The 14,300-nt window shown below is 69.1% G+C and carries 11 protein-coding genes and 3 pseudogenes; 7 read left to right on the top strand and 7 right to left on the bottom strand.

What is annotated here, in order from left to right:
- Nucleotides 1–231 precede the first annotated feature (231 nt).
- The gene (locus ACZ3TS_RS37105) at nucleotides 232–1,329 is read left to right on the top strand and encodes an IS110 family RNA-guided transposase (protein ID WP_388633605.1); all 1,098 of its coding nucleotides are present in this window, start codon (nucleotides 232–234) and stop codon (nucleotides 1,327–1,329) included.
- A 345-nt stretch (nucleotides 1,330–1,674) separates the two neighbouring features.
- On the opposite strand, the gene ACZ3TS_RS37100 is transcribed toward ACZ3TS_RS37105, so the two are convergent.
- Complete coding sequence (locus ACZ3TS_RS37100) at nucleotides 1,675–1,992, bottom strand: hypothetical protein (RefSeq protein WP_467626339.1); 318 nt, start codon at nucleotides 1,990–1,992, stop codon at nucleotides 1,675–1,677.
- 223 nt (nucleotides 1,993–2,215) lie between these two features.
- Here ACZ3TS_RS37100 and ACZ3TS_RS37095 point away from each other — a divergent pair.
- Nucleotides 2,216–2,780: pseudogene (locus ACZ3TS_RS37095) on the top strand (MmyB family transcriptional regulator); the annotation flags it as partial.
- Between the two features lie 34 nt (nucleotides 2,781–2,814).
- Entirely contained in the window at nucleotides 2,815–3,744 is a 930-nt protein-coding gene (locus ACZ3TS_RS37090; RefSeq protein ID WP_467626338.1) for a phosphorothioated DNA-binding restriction endonuclease, read from the top strand.
- Nucleotides 3,745–4,081: 337 nt separating this feature from the next.
- On the opposite strand, the gene ACZ3TS_RS37085 is transcribed toward ACZ3TS_RS37090, so the two are convergent.
- The gene (locus tag ACZ3TS_RS37085) at nucleotides 4,082–5,731 is read right to left on the bottom strand and encodes a potassium transporter Kup (protein ID WP_467626337.1); all 1,650 of its coding nucleotides are present in this window, start codon (nucleotides 5,729–5,731) and stop codon (nucleotides 4,082–4,084) included.
- Here ACZ3TS_RS37085 and ACZ3TS_RS37080 point away from each other — a divergent pair.
- The 4 genes and pseudogenes from ACZ3TS_RS37080 to ACZ3TS_RS37065 form a co-directional block, all read left to right on the top strand.
- Entirely contained in the window at nucleotides 5,730–5,882 is a 153-nt protein-coding gene (locus tag ACZ3TS_RS37080; RefSeq protein ID WP_467626335.1) for a hypothetical protein, read from the top strand. The two genes, ACZ3TS_RS37085 and ACZ3TS_RS37080, sit on opposite strands and share 2 nt — an antisense overlap.
- Before the next feature lie 155 nt (nucleotides 5,883–6,037).
- A pseudogene (locus tag ACZ3TS_RS37075) lies at nucleotides 6,038–7,949 on the top strand (amino acid transporter).
- Nucleotides 7,950–8,060: 111 nt separating this feature from the next.
- Nucleotides 8,061–8,579 carry a hypothetical protein gene (locus tag ACZ3TS_RS37070; RefSeq protein ID WP_467626333.1) on the top strand — a complete coding sequence of 173 codons (519 nt, stop codon included), beginning with the start codon at nucleotides 8,061–8,063 and terminating at the stop codon, nucleotides 8,577–8,579.
- 619 nt (nucleotides 8,580–9,198) lie between these two features.
- Nucleotides 9,199–9,501, top strand: a pseudogene (locus ACZ3TS_RS37065) (KUP/HAK/KT family potassium transporter); the annotation flags it as partial.
- 10 nt (nucleotides 9,502–9,511) lie between these two features.
- Here the strand turns inward: ACZ3TS_RS37065 and ACZ3TS_RS37060 are convergent.
- From ACZ3TS_RS37060 to kdpB, 5 genes are all read right to left on the bottom strand, one after another.
- Nucleotides 9,512–9,784: a hypothetical protein gene (locus tag ACZ3TS_RS37060; protein WP_467626342.1), complete on the bottom strand. Its 273-nt coding sequence runs from the start codon at nucleotides 9,782–9,784 to the stop codon at nucleotides 9,512–9,514.
- Nucleotides 9,785–9,818: 34 nt separating this feature from the next.
- A complete protein-coding gene (locus ACZ3TS_RS37055) occupies nucleotides 9,819–10,595 on the bottom strand; it encodes a GNAT family N-acetyltransferase (protein ID WP_467626332.1) in 777 nt (258 codons plus the stop codon).
- A gap of 91 nt (nucleotides 10,596–10,686) precedes the next feature.
- Nucleotides 10,687–10,764 carry a hypothetical protein gene (locus tag ACZ3TS_RS37050; protein ID WP_467626341.1) on the bottom strand — a complete coding sequence of 26 codons (78 nt, stop codon included), beginning with the start codon at nucleotides 10,762–10,764 and terminating at the stop codon, nucleotides 10,687–10,689.
- Between the two features lie 31 nt (nucleotides 10,765–10,795).
- On the bottom strand, nucleotides 10,796–11,605 hold the full coding sequence (locus tag ACZ3TS_RS37045) for an SDR family NAD(P)-dependent oxidoreductase (protein WP_467626331.1): 810 nt from the start codon (nucleotides 11,603–11,605) through the stop codon (nucleotides 10,796–10,798).
- Between the two features lie 384 nt (nucleotides 11,606–11,989).
- Entirely contained in the window at nucleotides 11,990–14,143 is a 2,154-nt protein-coding gene (gene kdpB / locus ACZ3TS_RS37040; protein WP_467626329.1) for a potassium-transporting ATPase subunit KdpB, read from the bottom strand.
- Nucleotides 14,144–14,300 lie beyond the last annotated feature (157 nt).

Raw genomic sequence — 14,300 nt, 5'->3', positions numbered from 1 at the left:
GCCCCCCGGGCGAAGTGCACGCCGAGTTCCAGGAATTGCAACTCACGGCATGAATTGCTCTGCCAGACCCTGTCCGAAAAACGCGAGGCCCCTCATGGCGCCTGCTGGTACCGAGCCACAGGGCGTGTCCCAATAGGGGCCTTGCCGAGTTCAGGCGCCATCACGGTTCAGACCGCCCATGCGGGCCGGTGCCATCCACCCAGCACGTCACCACGCGGGAGGCGAACCACCATGACGACCAGACAGCGCAGCACCTCCTCGAACACGGACCCGCCCGTGCGGAGAGAGGTCGTACTGGGCGTGGACACGCACGGCGAGATGCATGTCGCCGCCGTGATCTCCCCGCTGGGGAAGGTCCTGGGTAACGAGTCGTTTCCGGCCACGGCGGCGGGGTATCGGCAGCTGCTCGTGTGGGCCCGCAAGCGGGGGACGGTGCGCCGGGCCGGCGTGGAGGGCACCGGCACCTTCGGCGCGGGTCTGTCCCGCTACCTGGTGACCCAGCAGATCCAGGTGTTTGAAGTGAACCGGCCCGACCGGTCGGCTCGCCGTCTGCTCGGGAAGTCGGACCCGCTCGATGCGCAGGCCGCAGCGCGAGCCGTGCTCAGCGGTCGCGCCCGAGCCCAGGCCAAATCCGGTGACGGACCCGTGCACAGCGCCCGGATCTACAAACTCGCCAAGGACTCCGCGGTCAAGGCCCGTACCCAGGCGATCAACCAGCTCAAGGCCGTCCTGGTCATCGCCGACCCCGCCCTGCGGGAGCAATTGTCGAGCTTGGGCAATGCCGAGCTGTTCCGCACCTGCGCGACCCTCAGCCCGCCCGATGGTGGGGGAGACGAGGACGCGGTGGCCCAGGCCACCCACATGACGTTGCGCATGCTCGCCGAACGCATCGAACAGCTCACCGGACAGATCAATGAGCTGAACCAACGCCTGACCCGGCTCGTCGAACGTCACGTCCCACAGCTGCTCGTACCGGTGGGCATCGGCCCGGACAGCGCCGTCACCCTGCTGATCACCATGGGAGACAACCCCGAGCGGCTGAACACCGAAGCATCCTTTGCTGCCCTTTGCGGAGTCAGCCCAGTCGAGTACTCCTCTGGCCGGCGGAGCACGCGCCGGCTCAACTACGGCGGCGACCGCCGGGCCAACGCCGCCCTGCACCGCATCGTCTTCACCCGCCTGCGCCACGACCCGCGCACGCAGGCGTACTTCGAACGCCGCACCCAGGAGGGCAAGACCCGACGCGAGATCATCCGATGCCTCAAGCGATATGCCGCCCGAGAGGTCTTCAACCTGGTCAGGACGGTATCCAGCGTCCCCCTGTTATAGGGGCGTCAGTTAGACGTAGAGGCCCCGTCAGCAAGATCCCAACGGGGCCTATACGCGTCACAGCTAGCTGGGCAGCATGAAGGCCGGGGACCTTTCTACTCGTGGTTCCCCGCTCTCCAGGGCCTGGAGCAGGGATGCTGTGACGACGCGCGTCGTACGTCCGATGCGCAGTACGCGACACGGGACCTGCCCGTTGTCCATCAGGCTGTACCCCTTTGCTCGTGAGAATCCGAGTGGCCTCTGAGGCGTCCTCTGACCTCCGGGCGCTCTCCTTGCGGGCGGAACCTGTCGGCGTGCGTGATCTCCTGATCGCAGCGGGAGCGTGCTCGGCCGACGGGCGCTGCGTCAGCGGCTCGTGCTGGCGTCGCCGTCGTCATCGGAAGAACGTCGTGGTCTCCTGCCGCCCGGAGCGGAGTCGTCTCCTTGCTCTTCCAACAACTCAAGGAGTGCAGCATCCGCCCTTTTCTGATCTTCTTTGGCCAGCTCGACCGGCGCGTTGTTGTAGATGGTCCAGTTGGATCTGGTAGCCACGAGCTTCCGGCATGAACCCTGAAAAGGTGCCTCGAACTCGATGAAGAGTTGTTGCGCTTCTCTCCCGGGCACAATGAATCCGGCCGGTAGCTTGGCATCCTCGTCCGACCCCGGCTGGAGGCGATGCCGCATGTGGAGTGCGTGGCCATTCTTGAGCCTGCAGAAAAGGGATTTCGACCGGTGACGCGAGGATGAGGAGCGTTGTGCCTCTCCTTCCGCGATTTCTGAAAGAAAGTCAGGCAAACCAGGCGCGGCAGCGGTCGGCGCTGTGGGCTGCCGAGACGTCTGCGTGTAGTGCCCCTCGCCGCATTGGCGGCGGTAGGCGCTGCGCGGCCGACGCCGGTCCTCACTCCCCCCCAGCCGCACGGTCCACCCTCACCTGAAGCTGCTACTGGAGACCGTGCGCCCGAACCCGGCCTACATCGTCAGCCGCAGCATGGACGTCGTCGCCCACAATCCCGGCGGCCTCGCGCTCTACGCGGGCATCGCCGATTGACCCGCCAAGCAGCGCAACCTCGCCCGCTATCTCTTCCTCCATCCCGCCCGCCCGCGCGCTGTTCCCCGACTGGGACAACCAGATCCGTGGGTGCGTCGCCCGCCTGCGCGCCCTGGCCAGCACCGACCCCGACGCACCCGACCTCACCCAGCTCGTCGGCGAACTGCTCCTCAAGAGCCTGGACTTCGTGGGACTGTGGGAGCGTTACGAGGTCACGGGCCGCAAGATCGCCACCAAGACCTTCCAGCACCCCCAGGTCGGCAAGCTCACCCTGTCCTTCCAGGGCATGGCCCTCGAAGGCACCCCCGGCCACCGCATGGGCGTCTACACCGCCGAGCCCGGCACCCCCGACCACGACGCCATGCTCCTGCTCGACATGACCGCCCTGCACACTGAGCCACGGCCGTCCGAGCAGCGGCGGTGACCGCGACGGCCGGGCGTCACTATGATCACCCGCCATGGACTGGCTGGGGCGTGCCGCGAAGCTGAGGCAGTGGACCAGGAACGGAACTCGTGCTCCGCACAAGCCGCTGCTACTCCTGTACGCCCTCGGCCGGTTCCAGGAGGACACGGAGAGCGACCTGCGGTACAGCGAGGTGGAGCAGGACCTGCAACGGCTGCTGACCGAGTACGGCCCGCCGAACAAGACGACGCCCGCCTACCCCTTCCACCACCTGGTCAGCGACGGCGTATGGGAAGTACGCACCGATCGCGGGTCCGGCAGTCCCGGAAGCGGGGTGCGGGATCTCCGGGACACGGGTGCCACGGGGCGGCTGGCGCCGGACCTGCGGGCAGCACTACGACGCGAACCGGAACTGCTCGGCAGGCTTGCCCGGTTGCTGCTCGACCTGCACTTTCCGCCCTCGCTCCACGCCGATCTGTGCGAGGCGGTCGGTCTGGATCTGGAGTCGGCGGAGACGGAGCACCTCTCGGCCGCGCGCAGGAAGCGGGACCGGCGGATGCGTGAACTGGTGCTGACCGCCTACGAGTACCAGTGTGCCTTCTGCGGCTACGACGGCCGGATCGGCACGGTGCCGGTCGGGCTCGAGGCCGCGCACGTGCGGTGGTGGGCGTTCGGCGGCCCCGACGAGATCGAGAACGGGCTGTGCCTGTGCTCACTGCACCACAAGCTCTTCGACAAGGGTGTTCTTGGCGTCGGATGGGGGTCCCCCCGCTCGAGCGAAGCCGAGAGTGGGGGAGGTCACCGGATCCTGGTCTCAGAACACTTCGTCGGCCACAGCCCCGCGGCCCGCGAGCACGTCATAGCGCTCGCGGGCCGTCCGCTCATCGGCCCGCAACCGGGCGCGAGCCCTGTTGCCGCCGCTCACCGCGACTGGCACACCCGCCAGGTCTTCCACGGCAGTTCACGCCCTGCCACCGCTGCCTGATCACTGGCGCCCGCAGAGACGCCTCAGATCTCCGCCGCGAGAGCGCTGGACGCGACCTGGGGCATGCTTGCCGGGGCTCGCCTTCACTGTCTACTGCCTGGTCGACGTGCCGGCCCTTGGGCGACTCGGAGCCAAGCGCGGCTCAGGTACGTGCCCTCCTGCGCCACCACTCGGTGTGCCTTGGCGGGTGGCGACGGCAATCTGGACCGTGGTGTGGCTCGGTGGGTATGCCAGCGTCCGCGCGACAGGAGCGGGCAGCGACGAACCCGGACCCGAAGGACTTCGTGCGTAGTGCACCTCAGGCCCGCTCCGCCGGCGATCAGCGGCTGGAGCTCGTCTACACCTCGATGTGTGAGCCCATGATGACCGTGCGGTCGCGGGGAAGGCCGAAGTACTCGGCGGCGTCGGCGGTGATGTAGGAGGTGGCGATGAACAGCCGCTTGCGCCAGGGCGCCATTGTCGGTGACTTGCCGCGCCGGAGATCGATCTTCGACAGGAAGTAGGACGCCTGGTCGAGGTGCAACGGTCCTTCGGTCTGGGCCGGGGTGAGCATGGCCAGGGTGCTGGGTACGTCCGGTGTCTCCATGTAGCCGAACCGGGCGGTGACATGGATGATCCCATCGTCGGCGTAGCCGAGGTCGTCGACGACGATTCGCTGGTCGGCCGGGACGCGGGGCACGGGCTCTGTCTCGAGCGAGAGGATCACGACCTGGTCGTGGCGCACGTGGTTGTGCTCGACGTTGGCCCGCATGGCCAGGGGCGCGGTCTGCTTGCCCCGGTTGAGGAACACGGCCGTCCCCGGGATCCGGAGCGTCGACACCTTCTCTGTGCGGAGGTCTTCGATGAACTCGGGGAGCGGCCCCTCGAGTTGTGCCCGTTCGGCGGTGACGATCTCGCGACCGCGTTGCCAGGTCGTCATGACGGTGAACGCGGTGATGCCGATCAGCAGCGGCAGCCACGCGCCGTGGACGAGCTTGGTCATGTTGGCCGCCACGAACAGCAGGTCCACGAAGAGCAGTACGGAGGCGCCGATGGCGACCAGCCATCTGGGCGTACGCCACTTCGCTCGGGCGACGTAGAAGAACAGCAGGGTGGTGATGGTGATGGTGCCGGTGACCGCCATGCCGAACGCGAAGGCCAGTGCGGTCGAACTGCGGAAGGCGAAGACCAGGGTGAGGACCGAGACCATCAGCATCCAGTTGATCCAGGGGACGTAGATCTGGCCGATGGTGGACTCGGAGGTGTGCGCGATCCGCAGCCTCGGCAGGTAGCCGAGCTGCGCGGCCTGGGAGGTGACCGAGTACGCGCCGGTGATCACAGCCTGGGAGGCGATCACGGTGGCCGCCGTGGCGAGCACGACCATCGGCCACTGCCCCCAGTCCGGTACGAGCAGGAAGAACGGGCTGCTGATGTTGTGCGGGTCGGCGAGGATCAGCGCGCCCTGGCCGAGGTAGCTCAGGATGCAGGCGGGGAAGACGAGCAACATCCAGGCGCGGCTGATCGCCCGGCGGCCGAAGTGCCCCATGTCGGCGTAGAGCGCCTCGGCTCCGGTGACCGCGAGCACGACCGCGGCCAGGGCGAAGAAGGCCGTGCCGAAATGGCCGAACAGGAAGCCCAGGGCGTAGGTCGGCGACAGCGCCCTGAGGATGCTCGGGTGGTCGGCGATGCCGGCGACACCGCAGGCGCCGATGGCCGTGAACCAGGCGATCATGACCGGTCCGAACACCCGGCCCACCGCCGCGGTTCCCCGGCGTTGCACCAGGAACAGCAGCACGATGATCACCGCGGTGACGGGCACGACCGCGCTTTCCAGCGACGGCTGGACGACCTTGAGCCCTTCAACCGCGGACAGGACCGAGATCGCCGGGGTGATCATGCTGTCGCCGAAGAACAGCGACGCGCCGAAAATGCCGAGCGCGGTCAGTACGGCGGCGGTCCGCCCGGCCCGTCGCGAGGTCCACCGCCGTACGAGGGTGATCAGCGCCATGATGCCCCATCCGGACGGCAGCTGCACTGACGGCAGCTTCAACGGCGAGCCATCCCTGCATCCGGAGGCGAGCAGCCTGCGGGTCCGCATCACCTGGTTGCGTGACGGCAAGGACCTGTCGTACGACATGACGCTGGGTGTCCGGCCCTGAAGGCGCAGTACGCCACACGCTCGGCCTTAACGCGGTCTTGACGCGTTAAGCGGACATACATGTGGGCCCATGCGTCACTCCTTGCTTACGCTGGTGCCGCCGTCCGTGTGATGGCCGGAACCCCACGCTGAGCCGCACATCAGGAGAGCACGTCCATGGCCACCACCGAACACCCTCCCAGTACCAGCCGTCTGCGCACGTGGATGCTGGAGGGGTTGTCCGACATGGGCAAGCACGGCGGCCACACCGGCCCGCACGCCGAGCCGGAGCCCCCGCACAAGGGCCAGCGCTGGTACCGGGTGATGTGCCTGACCGGTGTCGACTACTTCTCCACCCTGGGCTACCAGCCCGGCATCGCGGCCCTGGCGGCCGGCCTGCTCTCCCCCGTAGCCACCCTCGTCCTGGTCGTCGTCACCCTTGCCGGCGCCCTTCCCGTCTACCGCAGGGTGGCGGAGGAGAGCCCGCACGGCGAGGGTTCCATCGCGATGCTGGAGCGGCTGCTGTCCTTCTGGAAGGGCAAGCTGTTCGTCCTGACGCTGCTGGGCTTCGCCGCCACCGACTTCCTGATCACCATCACCCTGTCAGCCGCGGACGCCTCCACCCACTTGATCGAGAACCCGCACCTGACGAGCACGCTGCACGACCAGCAGATGCTGATCACGCTGCTGTTGGTGGCCCTGCTGGGCGCCGTGTTCCTCAAGGGCTTCCTGGAGGCGATCGGCGTCGCGGTCGCGCTGGTGGTGGTCTATCTCGGGCTGAACGCCGTGGTCGTGGTCGTCGGCTTCTGGCACGTCCTGACCGCCGGGCATGTGGTCACCGACTGGACCAGTGCGCTGACCACCGAGCACGGCAACGTCTTCGTCATGATCGGCGTGTCCCTGCTGGTCTTCCCGAAGCTCGCCCTCGGCCTGTCGGGCTTCGAGACCGGCGTCGCCGTGATGCCGCACGTGCAGGGCGACCCGGATGACAGCGAGGACAAGCCGAAGGGCCGGATCCGGGACACCAAGAAGCTGCTTACGACCGCGGCGCTGATCATGAGCGTGTTCCTGATCACCACGAGCTTCATCACGACGGTGCTGATCCCGGCGGACGAGTTCAAGTCAGGCGGCAAGGCCAACGGCCGCGCGCTGGCGTATCTGGCGCACGAGTACCTGGGCGGCGCCTTCGGCACGGTCTACGACGTCTCGACCATCGCCATCCTGTGGTTCGCCGGCGCCTCCGCCATGGCCGGCCTGCTCAACCTGATGCCGCGCTACCTGCCCCGCTACGGCATGGCCCCGCACTGGGCCCGCGCCGTGCGCCCGATGGTCATCGTCTTCACCCTGGTCGCCTTCCTGGTGACCTGGATCTTCGACGCCAACGTCGACAAGCAGGGCGGCGCCTACGCCACGGGTGTGATGGTCCTGATGTCCTCCGCGGCGATCGCGGTGACCATCGCTGCCCGCAGGGCCGCCCAGCGCGGCTGGACCATCGGCTTCGCGGTGGTCTCGGCCGTCCTCCTCTACGTCACCGTCGCCAACGTCATCGAGCGCCCGGACGGTGTGAAGATCGGCGCCTGCTTCATCGTCGGCATCATCCTGGTCTCCCTGGCCTCCCGGCTGGCCCGTGCCTTCGAGCTGCGCGTCACCCATGTCGAGATGGACGACATGGCGGAACGATTCGTCCGCGACATCGCCAGCCGGAAGATCCGGTTCATCGCCAACGAGCCGGGCCGACAACGAGATGCCCGAGCAGGAGGACTTCGTCTTCGTCGAAGTCACGGTCACCGACCCCTCCGAGTTCGAGGCCGGCCTGACCGTACGTGGCGAGGTCCTGCACAACCGCTACCGCGTGCTGACGGTGGAGTCCTCCTCCATCCCCAACGCCCTCGCCGCGCTCCTCCTCCACGTCCGGGACATGACGGGCTGCACCCCGCACATCTACTTCGAGTGGACCGAGGGAAACCCCTTCGCCAACTTCCTGCGCTTCTTCCTCTTCGGCCAGGGCGAGGTCGCCCCCGTCACCCGCGAGGTCCTGCGCGAGGCGGAACCGAACCGTGCCAGGCGCCCTCGTGTCCACACCGGCTGAGACCCGGCTCCGGCGAGAGGCATCAGGATTCCGTCAAGATTCGCGTGTACGGCGCTAGGGCCGCGTAAGCAGCGGTCGCCGTAGCGCGTGTGGCCGCTTAGCGTCGGCGTCATGCGACGGAGCGGACCGCCAGGCTCGGCCGGCGACCGCCACTGGCGTGGCAGCGCCCGGCTCGCGGTGGGCTGCGCCCTGCTGTTCTGCGCCCTGAGCCTCCTGGTCGACTGGGACGCGGGAAGCCTGACGCCTCTGCGCGCCCTGCTCTGGGTCACCCTGTCGGGCGCGGTGTGCGCCGTCCTGCTCCCCCAGCGGGTCAGCGCAGGCCCCGGCTGGCTCGCGGTCCGCACACCCTGGCGCCGGCACGTGGTCCGCACGGACGCGCTGGACTCCGTACGACAGTACGACGGCGTCTCCTCCCACCTGGTCCTGCGAGACGTCCACGGCAACCGCCTGGAACTCGACCCCCGCATCCTTACCGCCAACCCGCTGCTCTGGCACGAACTCGACACCGGCGTCCGCCGCTCCCTGGAACGCGGCACCTTGCGTCAGGGAACCGACGTTCTGCAACGGCTGGGCCACAGGATCGACGACGAGGCACTGCAGGCGGTCCTCCGGGCCTCGGGACTCTCCTGACCTCACCCCAGTCACACGCACGCGGTCCCACCGCCCGCCTCCCGGTGGTGGCCACATCTCCAGTGAGCCACGCGACCGGCAGGAAGTCGCGGGCGCTCAGAAGCCTGTCCAGGACGCCGACGGACGGAGACATCAACGGCGCGACACAGGGCCTGATCGGCGGCACCCCCTCGGCGGCGGGCGGCGAGGCCAGCAAGCACTTCTCGCGGCACAGGTTGAGACCCAGAAGTTCCCCGACGCTAGTCCTGGGCATGTGCATGCCTGTCGGTGGCATCGCAGGCGGATCACTGACGGCGCCCGCCTGTAACACGGCCGAGCACGACATCCTGCTCTCTTATGAGCGGGCCCATCTCGCCTCTTCAGCAGGAAACCTGGGGAGCTGCCTCCTCCCATTCAAGCCAGTTCAGGCGACCGACGGGCGGCCCAGCCAGCGCATGCGAGACCTCGGCGTCGTCCAGCACAGCGTCCGATGACGGCCGTGATGGTCGCGGCAGCGGCTACCGATGGGCTCGAGCGATCCGCCGTAATCAGCCATACAGGCCCGCGAGACGGAGACGCCGTTGGACGAAGCGCCCCCGCCTACCAGTATTCGCGCTGGTGATCGGTATTGTCCGCCTCGATGCACCGGGCCCGTAGACAGTGGTCCGCAACGAGGAGGATCACCATGGCCGACCGCCGGCAGGGGAACGCGCCGGACGACGGATTCCCATCGCGGACGCCCGAGGCTCATCATGCGAGCGCGCACGGCACGGTGCGCATCGCACTGGTCATCGGTGCTCTCGGTGTGGTCTTCGGTGACATCGGCACCAGCCCGATCTACACCCTCCAGACCGTGTTCAATCCGACCGACCCGCACCCCGTCCCGGTCACCACGCAGAACGTGTACGGGGTGGTGTCACTGGTGTTCTGGTCGGTGGTGATCATCGTTCTGGTCACCTATGTGCTGCTGGCGATGCGCGCCGACAACGACGGCGAGGGCGGCCGTAGGCGCCGCCGCGGTCGTCGTACTCGTTGCCGAGGTCGTCCACGTACTCCAGCACCGGGAGTACGAGGGACTCGCCGCCGGACTCGGGCAGTGGTGGCGTGATCCGGTAGTGGACGGTGAAGGCGTCCTCGCCGCACTTCAGCCGGGTGACCGTGAGTTCGTGTCGGCCTTCAAGGATCGGGAGGGTGAGCAGCGGGGGTTTCCTGGTCTTCTTGGGCACGGGCGTATCCCTCTTCTCCCTCTTCACGTGCTCGCTAAGCGCTGAGCCGATGGTGTGCCGCCGGGCTGCCCACCGCGTAGTGGACGTACTCGCGGACCAGGCGGAAACCGGCGTTCCAGGCCAGGAGACGGCTGGCGCGGTTGTGGAGAGAGCAGTTCCAGCTGGGTGTGTGGCCGCGGGACGTGATGTCCGCGCACAGGGCGGTGACGCAGGCCAGGGCGAGGTGGTGGCGGCGGTGGTCGAGGACGGTGTAGACGGCCACGTCCTCGTAGCCGGTGCCGCGGAAGTAGGTGCAGGCCACCGCCTGGATGCGGCCGGTTCGGCCCACGGCCGCCCAGGCGTGGCCCGAGGCGGCGAGGCCGCGCGGGCCGCCCCAGCTGGCCGAGAGCCAGGATGCGTCCGGGCCGAGGGCGTGCACGGCGTCGGTGTCCGCCGGTTCCAGGCGCCGTACGGTGACCGCGTGCGGCACCTTGGCGGGTTGCGGCGTGGTCTGGAGGGTCAAGATCATGCGCTCCCAGGGGGTGAGCCGGTCGAAGGCGGTGCCGAGGGCGGGCAGGAACCGGGCCGGGGCTTCGAGGCGGTTGCCGGCCAACGGGGCGAGGAGGTCCGGCGTCAGCTCTTCCGGGCTGCCGCGCAGCACGGCGTGGCCGGCGCAGGAGACGGCGACCATGCTCGGCTGGACGGGCCGGTCGGCCCACCAGCGGCCGATGCCCGTGGCCAGCACGTGTTCGCCGATGGTGGCAGGGCCGGGGGAATTCGTAGGGAACCAGCGCGCGAGTGCCCGGCGGTCCGGAGGGGAGATCGGGATCATCAATGCCTCGTGGAGGGTTGGGAGATGGACACGGATCGGGCGGGCGACCGGGATGACTGTTCCGTGTCGCCCGCCCTCGGTGGTGCCTCGGTCAGCTCTGGCCGGCCTTGCTGCCGTGGTTGGCCTTCTTCTTGCGGCCGTCCTTCTTCTTGCGGGCGCGCTTGGACATGTACGTCAACTCCTCTGAGACTGGGGGCTCTTCAAGCGGTGCGGCCGACCAGCAGGTCCGCCAGCTTGTTCAGGCGCTTGACCGTGCGGTCCTCGGTCGCGGCCGGGGCCGGGTCGACGCGCTCGTCGCGGTCGTAGTAGGCGCCGTTGACGATCTCGACGGCCGGGTCGCACAGCCGGACCACGTGCCCCGCACCCTCGGAAGCCGAGACGCCCTCGTGCGAGTAGAGCGGCAGCAGCGCGGTGTCGCAGACGCCCGGGTGGACCGATACGGCGGTGACGCGCGGGTCGGCCGCGAAGACCGTGAGGGCGAGCTGCGACTGGGCGTAGGCGGCGAGACGGGAGTAGCGGCGGGCGCGGTTGGGGTCGGCCCAGCTGATGGAGGCCGTGCGGTGCAGGGAGGAGGAGACGTTGACGACGCGGCCGCCCGGGTCGCTGGTGAGCGCCGGCTCCAGAAGGCACGTCAGCAGGTAGTGGGCGAGGAAGTTGACCTGGAAGGCGATCTCGTTTCCGTCGGCGGTGACCGTGTGGCGCTCCGGGGCGGCCATGCCCGCGTTGTTGACGAGGACGTCCAGGAGCGGGTGCTCGGCGACGACCCGCTGGGCGAGCATCTCCGCCTCGTCGAGACGTGCGAAATCCGCTGCATACGCGCACAGTTGGTCGGCTCGAACACCCGCGGTGGCAACGAGGGCGTCGGCGGCGGCGCGAGCCTCCTCGGCGGTACGGCCGTGCAGCAGCACAGTGGCACCGCGCTCGGCGAGTTGCCGCGCGGTCTCGTAGCCGATGCCGGAAGTGGCGCCGGTGACCAGGACGGTACGAGAGGAGAGGGTTGAGTTGGACATGATCCCATCCGGGGTTGCAGGCACGTCGGCACGGCCCGGTGAGGGGCGGTGGGCGTGCGATCGAGAGAGGTGAACGAGGGGCGCCGGGAGCCGATCGCGGCGCCCCTCGGGTCACGGAAAGCGGCGTCGGCGGGACGCGGCGTCAGCTCGGCATGCGTCGGCGGGACGCGATGCCGGCGGGACGCGGACGCTTCCGGTCAGCGTGGCGCACGACGCGGCGGCCGAGCGGGACTCGGCGGCCGGTCGAAGAGAAGCCAGGCGCTGTTCACGAGATCCATGGAAGCCGTCCCGCACCCGCCGGGCAAGCCGAAACCCCGGTCTCTGACGGGGCTCTGACGTGCGCATACGGGACCTTGACGGGCGAGCCATGCGGACGCGCGGGGTTCAGCCAAGGCCGGGCACCTGTGAGATCAGCAGGTCGATCAGCTTGATGCCGACGAAGGGCAGCGCGAGGCCGCCGAGTCCGTAGACGAGCAGGTTGCGGCGCAGCAGGTCGTGGGCGGAGGCAGGGGTGTAGCGCACGCCGCGCAGGGCCAGCGGGATCAGGGCGACGATGATGAGCGCGTTGAAGATGATCGCGGAGGTGATGGCTGAGGTCGGGCTGTGCAGGCCCATCACGTTGAGCGACTCCAGACCCGGGTACGAGCCCGCGAACATCGCCGGGATGATGGCGAAGTACTTCGCCACGTCGTTCGTGATGGAGAAGGTCGTCAACGCCCCTCGTGTGATGAGGAGTTGTTTGCCGATCTCGACGATTTCGATGAGCTTGGTCGGGTTGGAGTCGAGGTCGACCATGTTGCCGGCCTCCTTGGCGGCCGACGTGCCGGTGTTCATCGCCACGCCGACATCCGCCTGGGCGAGGGCAGGAGCGTCGTTGGTGCCGTCGCCGGTCATGGCGACCAGCTTGCCGCCCTCCTGCTCGCTCTTGATCAGCGCGAGTTTGTCCTCGGGGGTGGCCTCGGCGAGGAAGTCGTCGACGCCCGCCTCCTGGGCGATGGCCTTGGCGGTCAGCGGGTTGTCGCCGGTGATCATCACCGTGCGGATGCCCATGCGGCGCAGTTCGGCGAAGCGTTCGTGGATGCCGTCCTTGACGACGTCCTTGAGGTGGATGAGTCCGAGGACCCGCGGGCCGTTCCAGTCGTGCACCGCCACCAGGAGGGGTGTCCCTCCGGAGGCGGCCACGGCATCGGCGTACGTCCGGGCCTCGGGCGGTACCTGGCCGCCGTACATCTGCACCCAGTCGATCACCTGCTGGGCGGCGCCCTTGCGGATGGCGCAGACGGCGCCGTTGTTCCAGCGCAGGTCGACGCCGCTCATCCGGGTCTGGGCGCTGAAGGCGACCCAGCGGGCGTTCGCCAACTCGCCCTCGGCAGGCGCCCGCAGCCCGTACCGCTCCTTCGCCAGGACGACAACGGAGCGGCCCTCGGGTGTCTCGTCGGCCAGCGACGACAGCTGGGCCGCGTCGGCGAGCTGTCGCTCGTCGATCCCGGGCAGCGGGACGAAGGCGGCCGCCTCCCGGTTGCCGAGGGTGATGGTGCCGGTCTTGTCGAGCAGCAGGGTGTTCACATCCCCCGCCGCCTCGACCGCCCGGCCCGACATGGCGAGCACGTTGCGCTGGACCAGGCGGTCCATGCCGGCGATGCCGATCGCGGACAGCAGGGCGCCGATCGTCGTCGGGATGAGGGTGACGAGGAGGGCTACCAGCACGGTCGTGGACTGGGCGGCGTTCGCGTACTCGCCCATCGGCTGCAGGGCGACCACGACTAGTAGAAAGATGATGGTCAGCGAGGCCAGCAGGATGTTGAGGGCTATCTCGTTCGGGGTCTTCTGCCGGGAGGCGCCCTCGACCAGGGCGATCATGCGGTCCAGGAAGCTGTGCCCGGGGCGGGCGCTGACCCGGACCAGGATCCGGTCGGACAGAACAGTGGTACCGCCGGTGACCCCGCTGCGGTCGCCGCCTGCCTCCCGGATCACGGGGGCCGACTCACCGGTGACCGCCGACTCGTCCACCGCGGCCACGCCTTCGACCACGTCGCCGTCCGCCGGGATCATCTCACCCGCCTCGACGAGTACGACGTCCAGTGGCTTCAGGTCGGTGGCGGCGACGGCCTCCGTGCGGGCGGTGGCGAGGTTCGTGCCGTAGCTCCAGTGCAGCAGCCGTAGCGCCACCGTGTCCGTGCGCGCCCGGCGCAGCGACTCAGCCTGCGCCTTGCCGCGGCCCTCGGCGACCGCCTCGGCCAGGTTGGCGAAGACGACCGTCAGCCACAGCCACAGACTGATGACCCAGGTGAACACGGCCGGGTGCAGTAGCGCCGACAGCGTCGTGAGGACGGCGCCGACGGAGACGACGAAGAGCACGGGGTTCTTCACCAGGACGCGCGGATGCAGTTTGCGTACCGCCTCGGGGAAGGAACGGACGAGCTGGGCCGGCTCGAACAACCCGCTCGGCGCGCGCCGCCTCGCTCTTCCCCCCGCTCCGGTTCGGGGTGCGTGTTCGGGGCGTGACGGCGGGGCCTTCTCGGGGGCAGCGGGAAGCATGGACACCTTCGTGCCTTGACGGTGGACAGGGACTGTGGCCGCGGTCCGTGGGGGGGCGGGGGCCCCCCCCCCCCCCCGGGGGCCCCCCCCCCCCCCGGGGGGGGGCGCCCCCCCCCCCCGGGGGGGCGGGCCCCCCCCCCCGCCCCCCCCCGGCCCC

It is taken from the genome of Streptomyces sp. NPDC022910, from assembly GCF_055561075.1.
The sequence above is the reverse complement of the archived record's forward strand: the minus strand, read 5'-3'. Positions and strand labels throughout refer to the sequence as shown.

Coding starts and splice junctions, on each gene's coding strand:
- ACZ3TS_RS37105 (WP_388633605.1), top strand. CDS start 232: ATGACGACCAGACAGCGCAGCACCTCCTCGAACACGGACCCGCCCGTG.
- ACZ3TS_RS37100 (WP_467626339.1), bottom strand. CDS start 1,992: ATGCGGCATCGCCTCCAGCCGGGGTCGGACGAGGATGCCAAGCTACCG.
- ACZ3TS_RS37090 (WP_467626338.1), top strand. CDS start 2,815: ATGGACTGGCTGGGGCGTGCCGCGAAGCTGAGGCAGTGGACCAGGAAC.
- ACZ3TS_RS37080 (WP_467626335.1), top strand. CDS start 5,730: ATGATGCCCCATCCGGACGGCAGCTGCACTGACGGCAGCTTCAACGGC.
- ACZ3TS_RS37085 (WP_467626337.1), bottom strand. CDS start 5,731: ATGGCGCTGATCACCCTCGTACGGCGGTGGACCTCGCGACGGGCCGGG.
- ACZ3TS_RS37070 (WP_467626333.1), top strand. CDS start 8,061: ATGCGACGGAGCGGACCGCCAGGCTCGGCCGGCGACCGCCACTGGCGT.
- ACZ3TS_RS37055 (WP_467626332.1), bottom strand. CDS start 10,595: ATGATCCCGATCTCCCCTCCGGACCGCCGGGCACTCGCGCGCTGGTTC.
- ACZ3TS_RS37050 (WP_467626341.1), bottom strand. CDS start 10,764: ATGTCCAAGCGCGCCCGCAAGAAGAAGGACGGCCGCAAGAAGAAGGCC.
- ACZ3TS_RS37045 (WP_467626331.1), bottom strand. CDS start 11,605: ATGTCCAACTCAACCCTCTCCTCTCGTACCGTCCTGGTCACCGGCGCC.
- kdpB (WP_467626329.1), bottom strand. CDS start 14,143: ATGCTTCCCGCTGCCCCCGAGAAGGCCCCGCCGTCACGCCCCGAACAC.